Origin of the sequence: uncultured Ralstonia sp., assembly GCA_913056305.1 — a bacterium.
Taxonomy (GTDB): Bacteria; Pseudomonadota; Gammaproteobacteria; order Burkholderiales; family Burkholderiaceae; genus Ralstonia.
On record CAJXMR010000365.1, the window covers coordinates 1 to 2,897 of the forward strand.

The 2,897-nt window shown below is 64.9% G+C and carries 2 protein-coding genes; both read left to right on the top strand.

Features of this window, described 5'->3' with window-relative positions:
• The first annotated feature begins 705 nt into the window (after nt 1-705).
• Nucleotides 706-2,106, top strand: a complete 1,401-nt coding sequence (gene xseA / locus QZ609_RS26065; protein ID WP_295501274.1) for an exodeoxyribonuclease VII large subunit — start codon at nt 706-708, stop codon at nt 2,104-2,106.
• 147 nt (nt 2,107-2,253) lie between these two features.
• Entirely contained in the window at nt 2,254-2,832 is a 579-nt protein-coding gene (gene sodB / locus QZ609_RS26070) for a superoxide dismutase [Fe] (RefSeq protein ID WP_295501277.1), read from the top strand.
• Nucleotides 2,833-2,897: the final 65 nt, after the last annotated feature.

Sequence of the window (2,897 nt, forward strand, 5' to 3'; positions counted from 1 at the left end):
GCCCGAAATCCACACCGGAACGGGACAGTCTTGTGGACGGGTTGTGGACATTGCCGGAACAAGCACCTTAAGTCATTGATTCAAAAGGGAGTCCGGTGTCGCGCTTAAAAAACAGGCAACCAGCCTTCCCGCAACCGATCCGGTGGCAAACCGGCGGCGGGCATCAAAAGCCGGCCCGAAATCCACACTGGAACGGGATAGTCTTGTGGACCGGCTGTGGACATTGCCCGGACAAGCAACTTAAGTGACTGATTCAAAAGGGTGTTCGGTGCCGTGCTTAAAAATTGTGCAGACAGGTTTCTCCGGGGTTGGGCGCAACGGAAACCCCCGAGCGGCAGTTTGTCCACAGCCGATTTATCCACTGCCCAGGCGTCGGACTGTGGTTTTCCAGTGCTGCTGTGGATAACTTTGTGAACATCCTTGGGGCGCGTGTGCTAAATGCTTGACGCACAACGGAATTACTTGCCTTGCCCAAAAAATGACATAGGGCGATTTATCATAAGAATCAAAGAGTTGCGTCCGAATGCAGAGAGCGCGTCACGCACGGTCTGTCAAGCTTGACAAGGGCGGTATGCTGTGGACAGCTAGGCATCTCCTACCGGCTCGACTCATTGATTTAGGGTAGATGTCGCCCCGAAGCCCCGTCGTTTTGCGCTTTTTCGAACACCTATGACTCCGCCGCCGTCTTCCCGCCGACCGTTCTGGATGGATGCTCCCGCTGCCGCGCCCAGTGCGCCCGCGGCCACCCCAACACCCGCACCTGGGCCAAGTCGGGGCGGGCAGGACGTACTGACCGTGTCCGAGGTCAACCGCCGCATTGCCGGGCTGCTGGAGCGCAACTTCCCGCTTGGCTGGGTGCGCGGCGAGATTTCCAACTTCACGCGCGCGGCCAGCGGCCACTGGTATTTCTCGCTCAAGGACAGCGGCGCGCAGATCCGTTGTGTGATGTTCAAGGGCCGCAACCAGTACGCCGACTTCACCCCGCGCGAGGGCGAGGCCGTCGAGGTGCGCGCGCTGGTGACGCTGTACGAAGCGCGCGGCGAGCTGCAACTGAGCGTCGAGGCCATCCGCCGGGCTGGCCTGGGCAACCTGTATGAAGCCTTCCTGCGGCTGAAGGCCGCGCTGGAGGCGCAGGGGTTGTTTGACCCCGAGCGCAAGCGGCCGCTGCCACGCCATCCGCGCGCCATCGGCGTGGTCACGTCACTGCAGGCGGCAGCGTTGCGCGATGTGCTGACCACATTGCGCCGTCGCGCGCCGCACGTGCCCGTGGTGGTCTATCCGGTGCCGGTACAGGGTGCGGGCGCCTCTGAGCGCATCGCCGCCATGCTCGACATCGTGAACGCGCGTGCGGAAGTCGACGTCATCATCCTGTGCCGGGGCGGTGGCAGCATTGAAGACCTGTGGGCCTTCAACGAAGAGCCGGTGGCGCGCGCGGTGGCGGCCTCGGAGATTCCCGTGGTGGCCGGTGTCGGCCACGAGACCGACGTGACCATCGTCGATTTCGTGGCCGACGTGCGCGCACCCACGCCCACCGGTGCCGCCGAACTGGTCAGCCCCGACCGCGCCCGCATGCTGCGCGACGTGGCGCGCGACTGGGATGCGTTGTCGGCACAGTTCCGCCGCCAGCTCGACCGCCGCGCCCAGACCGTCGATTGGCTGGCGCGCCGCCTGCGCAGCCCACAGGCGCAGATGCGCGAGCGGCGCACACAGCTGGCGCACCTGGAAGGGCGGCTGCGCTTTGCGCTGCGCGAACAGGTGCAGCGTGCGGGGCACGTCCAGCACGTGCTGGCGATGCGCCTGGCGAACGCCCGCCCCGACGTCACCCGCGAGGCGGTCGCGCTGCAACGGACCGAAGACGCGCTGGCCAACGCCATGCGCGCCATCCTGGAGCGCGCCCGCACCCGCCTGGCAACCCAGCAAACCGGCCTGGAACTGCTGGCCCCGCAACGCACCCTGGAGCGCGGCTACGCCGTGCTGCTCGACGCCAAAGGCCACGCGATCCGCGATCCGCAGGAGCTGCACGCCCGCACCCGCATCGAGGCGCGGCTGGCACGCGGCGCGGTCGATATCGAGATCGCCCAGGTCCAGCCCAAGCTCGATATGTGACCAGCGCATGACCAAATAGCGGCGCTTGACGCGATTCCGCATCCGTTCCGGGGGTATTGCGGGTATTTGGCCGGCGGTTTGCGCCGGTTTTCCAAGTCTCCTACAATCGTCGCTCCCAACCCACGCAACCCACAGAAGGGAAGAACAATGGCCCACACGCTCCCCCCGCTGCCGTACGCACTCGACGCCCTGGCGCCGACCATCTCCAAAGAGACGCTGGAGTACCACTACGGCAAGCACCACCAGACCTACGTCACGAACCTGAACAACCTGATCCCGGGTACCGAGTTCGAGAACCTGAGCCTGGAAGACATCGTCAAGAAGTCCTCGGGCGGTGTGTTCAACAACGCCGCGCAGGTGTGGAACCACACGTTCTACTGGAACGGCCTGGCACCGAACGCCGGCGGCGCTCCGACCGGCGCGCTGGCCGACGCCATCAACGCCAAGTGGGGCAGCTTCGACACGTTCAAGGCTGAGTTCACCAAGACGGCCGTCGGCACGTTTGGTTCGGGCTGGGCCTGGCTGGTGAAGAAGGCCGACGGCACGCTGGACCTGGTCTCCACCTCCAACGCCGCCACGCCGCTCACGACGGATGCCAAGCCGCTGCTGACCTGCGACGTGTGGGAACACGCCTACTACATCGACTACCGCAACGCCCGTCCGAAGTACGTCGAGGCGTTCTGGAACCTGGTCAACTGGGACTTCGTGGCGAAGAACTTCGCCTGAACCCATTCATGATCCTACTGCGCGGCCCGATCTTGGCCCTGCGATGCTCGCCGTACCCATGTACG

Excerpts from the sequence above, each read along its gene's own strand:
- sodB (WP_295501277.1), top strand. The coding sequence starts at position 2,254 with ATGGCCCACACGCTCCCCCCGCTGCCGTACGCACTCGACGCCCTGGCG.
- xseA (WP_295501274.1), top strand. The coding sequence starts at position 706 with ATGGATGCTCCCGCTGCCGCGCCCAGTGCGCCCGCGGCCACCCCAACA.